This is a genomic window from Lonsdalea britannica (assembly GCF_946477055.1).
Lineage (GTDB): Bacteria > Pseudomonadota > Gammaproteobacteria > Enterobacterales > Enterobacteriaceae > Lonsdalea > Lonsdalea britannica_A.
In genome coordinates, this window is the sequence record NZ_CAMKXG010000221.1 from 1 (window position 1) to 5,970 (window position 5,970).

Below are 5,970 nucleotides of genomic sequence, written 5' to 3' on the forward strand. Positions count from 1 at the left end.
TTTGCCGCGTCGCTGTTTCGTTGCGATGAATAAACAATACCGCAAGTATTAATCATGAGCAATACCGCAAGTAATAAAAATATTACTGATAGTATTAATTTGGTGATTTATAAGGGAATTTAATTTTTGCGATGGTGGTTAGATGGGTGTTGCGACTGGGAAGGGCAGGCACAAAAAACCCGGCGGGGCCGGGTTTAATCGAACGGGAATTCAATTTGACGCTGCGGGTTTATGATCTTTTTAACATTCACAATTTCATAGGTTGTCTTTATGCCTTTTTCTACCAAGAACTGAGTTACTTTTAAATCAACCAACAAAAGATCGCCCTTGGCAAAAGCTATTGACTGGTCATCAATAGCATTCAAAAATCTCCCATCACTAACTTCGGCTTGAAATGGGCTTGCACCATCTGAAAATTGCCATTTGTGTCCTTCACGAAAAGAGATATCTAATGGCTGAAGTGCTTTCTCAGTAATTGACTCAGATATTATTGTTTTTTCTGAGTTAGCAACTTTAAAAAATATCGCCTCTTCTTTACTCACTTCAACAAAATTCTTCCCATTGTCGATAGTGACAGCAAAGCTTTCGATACCACTTCTTTCTAAGGGTTTAGAAATTACATTTTCAAGCGACCGTCTTAATTTTTTATTTTTATACAGTTCAATGACTTGTGAGTCAAAAAACTCACTTTCACCATCAATGAAAATTTTTGTGCGGCCATCAAAAGTTGGTTCTATTCTTTTTATACTCTTAGGTCCAACCCATTTTATTAGTTGAATCAGACCCTTATATGACTTTTTTGATGCTAAATATCCAAATCCAACCAAACTGATTATATTGCAGGCAGCTGAGGCACCGTTACCAGAAAAAATCCCGGTTATTTGGCTGGATAGTGATGAAGATTGAGCTAAGAGATCAACTCCGAAAGACCCTGCCTTAAAAGAAGCGTTTACCTTTACTGATACGCGTCTTTCTTTTCCATATATTGTCTTTCCAGCTTCATCTAAGACGTCAGATAGAGACAAAAGTGCAGGAGCTAAATCGCGGACATCCATCTCATGGTTGTCTAGGGCTGGACCGTCATAAACAATTCTGAACTTCATGTCATCTGTTTCCGCAATTACACTCGCATCCATTATTGCATTCACCTGATCCAATATACAGTAAATTTACCATTTGTTATCTTTGTCAAGCAGGGCCGCGATCTACCCAAAGCTTAATTACCAACTGCCATCCATAGCTAAACAAACTTCATCTTCGACTCGACCCCCACGCCGATGATTTTGCAATTGCCGTTTATAGTGATGATCGGCCAGTTAGGGTTTAGACCCTTCAGGTAGCGTTGTCCACCTTCGATCACCAGCTTTTTGAACGTGACCTCATTGACGTCGGACATCTTGGCGACGACCAGGCTACCGTTGATTGCCTCGCGGCCAGTATCGAACAGCACATAGCTACCCTGGGGAACGCTTAATCCCGTGGGTGCCGTCATAGAATCACCATCGACCAAAAGCCAGAAAGCTTTACCTTGAATATGCGCGTCAGACTCAAGCCACGTCGATATCTCATGGAGTGTGTAGGGTTCGATAGCCTCAGACCATGCACCGGCCTGTACGCTGCTTATGACTGGGTATCGGGGGGATTCTTTATACCGCCCCGCGTAAGTGAAGTTTTTTTCTATAGAACCCGCGTACTGCGCCGCATCTTTCGCAAGTGATGGGCTGAACTCAGCTATTGAAGATTTCAGAGCGTTTGCGAATGCTGATGCAACAGCCACGTTTAACGCGTTCCGTCCATTTAGGTAATGCCCCACCGCACCCTGAGTTATATCAAGAGCATCAGCGATCGTCTGTTGGGTGACCCCTAATTCACGCTTTTTTGCCTCATACAAAGACTTTAAGCGCTTAGCGTCATCTATCTGTTCTTGTGAAAGCTTCTTCTTCTTTTCCATGCCTTGATTGTAATACCTGAGTTATTTAAAAATGAAATACCGCAAGTATTGATATAAATAATACTCGTGGTATTATTGTCGTATGCGTAACCACATGGAGCAGAAAATGGAAAAGATTCCATTAGCTGATTACGTAAGGGCGAACGGGCAGGCCAAAGCGGCAAGCGAAATAGGCGTTCACCAGACGGCAATCAGCAAGGCAGTTCGCGTTGGCCGGAAAATCTTCATTACCAGAACTCCGGATGGAAAGGTTGAAGCAGAAGAACACCGACCTTTCCCAAGTAACAAGCATTTAGCTGTATAGAACCACCGCTCTTTACCAATTTGCACCGCCGTCAACGCGGAACACTACACAAGCGACAGCATCAGCTGATCGCTCAATTAATAATGCAATATTTCACTAGGGAAATTATCAAGTATGGAAAGTGCAACTCAAAGCAAAAACGCGAGACGTATCGAATCCGCGCTGCTTAACAAATTAGCTCTCATGGGCCAGAAAGCTTTTGCTGCTGCTATGGGAGTTCCTGAGTACCAAGTAAGCCGCTGGAAGAACGGTTTCTTCAGCCAAGTGAGTCTGATGTTGTCCGTGCTTAATTACGGCATTGATGACGATGAGATGGCGGAATTAGCCAAGCGGCTGGTGGGGTATCTCGAAAATGAAAAAACGCTGAGCTGCGGTAACAGCTTCGACGCTTAACGGAATTACTGGATCAATTCACAGGAGAGATTATGACATCACTTTCGATTTTATACAAAGGCAAAGACAAGAACGGAACCGGAACAAAGGTCAACAAAACCTATATGGTTCCGATTTCTGAGCTGTACGTCGAGCCGGGCTACAACGTCCGAGAAATCGACCAAGAGCACGTTACTGAATTTCGCGATGCTTTCATTGCGGGAGAGTTTGTTCCGCCGTTGGCTGTCCAAGTGACTGATCAGGGCGTCAAGATAATCGATGGACACCACCGCTATTACGGCGCAACCGCAGCAACTGAATCGGGCCACGAAATACTTCGCCTTGAGTGCAAAGACTTTGTTGGTTCCGAGGCCGACCGCATTGCCTTCATGGTGACCAGCTCACAGGGGAAATCGCTATCTCCACTGGAACGCGCGGCAGCTTATCTTCGCCTGAAGAATCAAGGTTGGGAGCCAGCGGAGATTGCCAAAAAAGTTAAGCGGTCTATCGCCGACGTGAGTTACCACCTTCAACTTTTGGATTGTAGCGACGGGCTACTCGCCATGGTCAAATCTGGGGAAATCGCTCCTACCACCGCCGTTGCTTTATCTCAGCAGCACGGGTCGAAAGCGGAATCGGTGGCAACGGAGCAGATGGGGAAAGCTCGCGCAGCTGGAAAGAAGAAGCTGACAAAAAGTGACGCCATGCCGCAATTCAGCGCCAAGAAAGCCCGCCGTTTGGTAGAGCTGCTGGTTGATGCAAAATTCTTTGACGGGATTTTGGGGCCTCGTTTGGAATTTAGCCCTGATTACTCTGAAGAAATTAACCGCATTTTGTCTGAGTACCGCGCCGGAATCAGTATCGACGGGGGCGGGGAATAGTCATGAATCTCGCTTATTCAAATGTGACACCATTAAGGCCCGATAAGCGGGCCTCTGACGTACCGGAGGCAACCGGTAAGGGGTTTGCCTTGCTGCACAGAAAAATAATGGAACTGCCTTTCTACAGGACGGATTCTGACGCTGTTCACCTGTGGATACACTTCATCCTCTCTGCAAACCATGCACCCGGACCAGTATCTACTGAATTCGGTGAGCTGCTTTGCAGGAGAGGGGAGTTTATTACCGGGCGTCACACCCTGGCGCAGGAAACAGGTATCGACCCGAACCGGATAAAATACCTGCTGCTGAAGTTCGAAAAACTGGGGATGATCAGCAAAGAATCGAACAAGAAATTTTCGAAGATTCTGGTCACAAAATACGATGATTATCAGCAAAAAGTTGTGCCAACAGATTGCCATCAAAGTGCCATCGCAAACCCGCATACAGCAAGGGCTGGAGGGGAGGTAGTGCCAACAGATTGCCATCAAAGTGCCACAAACAATATAACATCTAATACTAACGTATTAGATTCTCGTCAGAGAAATCTCTCTCCTGCTGTCAAACAACCAAAACCGCAACGCCCTGAAGCAGCCATCCAGTCACCGAAAGGCGACAAGTGGGGAACTACCGACGACCTGCGCGCGGCGGAGTGGATGTTCGACGTGGTGAAATCAATCGAGCCGTCTGCCAGAAAGCCAGCATTTGCCGGTTGGGCTAACGACATCCGACTGATGCGCGAGAAAGACGGCCGGGATCATCGAGACATGTGCAGCCTGTTCCGCTGGGCCAGCCAGGACAGTTTCTGGTGCGGCAACGTTCTGTGTCCTGCAAAGCTTCGTGAGAAGTGGTCACAGCTGGTAATTAAGCGTGACAAGGCTAAATCCGGTAGCGGCGGTAAGCAGACACTGGACTTCAACAACACAGACTGGGCAGAGGGGTTACAGCTATGAGAAACGTCGTTACCGCCATCCTGAACCGCGACGGCAAGGCGTTGCAGCAGATGCATGCCGCTGAAAAGCCAAAGCAGCAGGTGCCAGAGCAGGCGATCCACATCTTCAACGAGCTTTTCCGCCAACTGAAAGCCGCTTTCCCGGCGCTGATGGCAAATATCAAAACGCAAGATGATCTGAACGAGCTGCGCCGACAGTGGGTGCTGGCATTTGCCGAGAACAGCATAACCAGTATCGATCAGGTTAACGCCGGTATGAAGCTTGCCCGTCAGCAGGAAACGCCGTTTCTGCCGTCGCCCGGCCAGTTTATCGCCTGGTGCCACCAAGGCGAAGTCAGTAAGCATGGATTGCCTGATCCCGACGCGCTTTACCTGATGGTCATGAAGTACAGCGCAGAGCGTGGATATTACGAAAGCCCGGAACGGTACCCTTGGCCCAGCAATGCCTGCTGGCTGATGGTCACAAAACTTTACTCGCAGATGCGGTCGTTCAATCTGACGGAATCGGAATTAAGAAAGCGCTGTGAGCGCGAGCTGAAAGACATGGCTCGTCGGGCATCGAGCGGCGAAGCATTTCCGGCGCCGGTAGCGCAGATACCGAAACTGCATATCCCTGTTAGTGACGAAAAGGGGTTGGACAAAATTGCAGAGCTGCGACGAAAACTGCACCTAAGGCCAAGCGCGCGGGGGTAAAAAATGCTCGGAGAGTACATAAAACAAGCGATTCGAGAGTTAGAACGAGAGCAAGAAAGACAGCAATCAGACCAACGCATTAAATTCCTAACCAATCTCCCTCACAACACCTTTTCAGCCATCTACGACGAATGCGGCCACCGCGAGTGGGCTGGGTGCCATTACAACGGCATCTACTACAGCGAGGCTGAGATTTATTACGCATCACTGAATCGTGACGAGGGTTACGAGCAACTAATTTAACCGTGGAGCACAACATGACAGTTGATTTTAATCAGGCAGAAATCTCATCAATCATCGAGCTAATCGAAAACGCATGGCTGGATGGATTCGATAACGAAGAGCTGGAAACGGCATTCGAAAAACTGAAAGAAGTCGAGGAGCGGGATGATGAGTGAAAAGCTATCAACAGCCCGGCAGATCATCGAGCACACCGACTACGGCGAATTTCCTGAGACGGTAACTCACGCAAGACTGTGTGCGGCGTTCGCTCGACTGGATGGCCGGTCTATTCCGAAATCACTACGTGCGTTCGCACAGGAACGCGCGGCTAAGGTCATTAACAAAGACCTGAAGCGCACGCTTATCGAAATGAGCAAGAGCATGTTCCCTGAAGGTGAAATCAGTAGAATCAAAGGCTGCATAAGCCGGATGGAGAGTGTTCTAGCCCGCGACTTGGGAGTTCGAAGATAGGTGAACAAACAGGTCTATTTCCTCGTAGACCAGCCCAGAAAGCAAAACGCCATTAACTTCATCCAACAGTTACCCACCTGTCTCTTATACACATCTGACGCTGCCGACGAAGAGGATAGTGTAGATC

At 47.8% G+C, this 5,970-nt stretch carries 9 protein-coding genes; 7 read left to right on the forward strand and 2 right to left on the reverse strand.

Annotated elements, in window-relative coordinates; translation table 11 throughout:
• Nucleotides 1–194: 194 nt before the first annotated feature.
• Both Q7O77_RS13590 and Q7O77_RS13595 read right to left on the reverse strand, forming a co-directional pair.
• Nucleotides 195–1,136 carry a hypothetical protein gene (locus Q7O77_RS13590; RefSeq protein ID WP_304168268.1) on the reverse strand — a complete coding sequence of 314 codons (942 nt, stop codon included), beginning with the start codon at nt 1,134–1,136 and terminating at the stop codon, nt 195–197.
• Nucleotides 1,137–1,240: 104 nt separating this feature from the next.
• Nucleotides 1,241–1,951, reverse strand: a complete 711-nt coding sequence (locus tag Q7O77_RS13595) for a LexA family transcriptional regulator (RefSeq protein ID WP_304168270.1) — start codon at nt 1,949–1,951, stop codon at nt 1,241–1,243.
• A gap of 106 nt (nt 1,952–2,057) precedes the next feature.
• Between Q7O77_RS13595 and Q7O77_RS13600 the strand changes: the two genes are divergently transcribed.
• The 7 genes from Q7O77_RS13600 (at nt 2,058) to Q7O77_RS13630 (ending at nt 5,843) form a co-directional block, all read left to right on the forward strand.
• Complete coding sequence (locus tag Q7O77_RS13600) at nt 2,058–2,255, forward strand: Cro/CI family transcriptional regulator (RefSeq protein ID WP_304168272.1); 198 nt, start codon at nt 2,058–2,060, stop codon at nt 2,253–2,255.
• Nucleotides 2,256–2,369: 114 nt separating this feature from the next.
• Nucleotides 2,370–2,648, forward strand: a complete 279-nt coding sequence (locus Q7O77_RS13605; protein ID WP_304168274.1) for a CII family transcriptional regulator — start codon at nt 2,370–2,372, stop codon at nt 2,646–2,648.
• A gap of 32 nt (nt 2,649–2,680) precedes the next feature.
• The gene (locus Q7O77_RS13610; protein ID WP_304168276.1) at nt 2,681–3,508 is read left to right on the forward strand and encodes a DNA-binding protein; all 828 of its coding nucleotides are present in this window, start codon (nt 2,681–2,683) and stop codon (nt 3,506–3,508) included.
• Nucleotides 3,509–3,510: 2 nt separating this feature from the next.
• Nucleotides 3,511–4,458, forward strand: a complete 948-nt coding sequence (locus Q7O77_RS13615; protein ID WP_304168277.1) for a Replication protein O — start codon at nt 3,511–3,513, stop codon at nt 4,456–4,458.
• Nucleotides 4,455–5,150, forward strand: coding sequence for a replication protein P (locus tag Q7O77_RS13620; RefSeq protein ID WP_304168279.1), 696 nt, complete (start codon nt 4,455–4,457; stop codon nt 5,148–5,150). Before Q7O77_RS13615 ends, Q7O77_RS13620 begins: the two co-directional genes overlap by 4 nt.
• A gap of 257 nt (nt 5,151–5,407) precedes the next feature.
• Nucleotides 5,408–5,548, forward strand: coding sequence for a hypothetical protein (locus Q7O77_RS13625; protein WP_304168280.1), 141 nt, complete (start codon nt 5,408–5,410; stop codon nt 5,546–5,548).
• Nucleotides 5,541–5,843 (forward strand): hypothetical protein, encoded by a 303-nt coding sequence (locus Q7O77_RS13630; protein WP_304168281.1) that lies wholly within the window; start codon nt 5,541–5,543, stop codon nt 5,841–5,843. The genes Q7O77_RS13625 and Q7O77_RS13630 overlap by 8 nt, the downstream gene beginning before the upstream one ends.
• Nucleotides 5,844–5,970 lie beyond the last annotated feature (127 nt).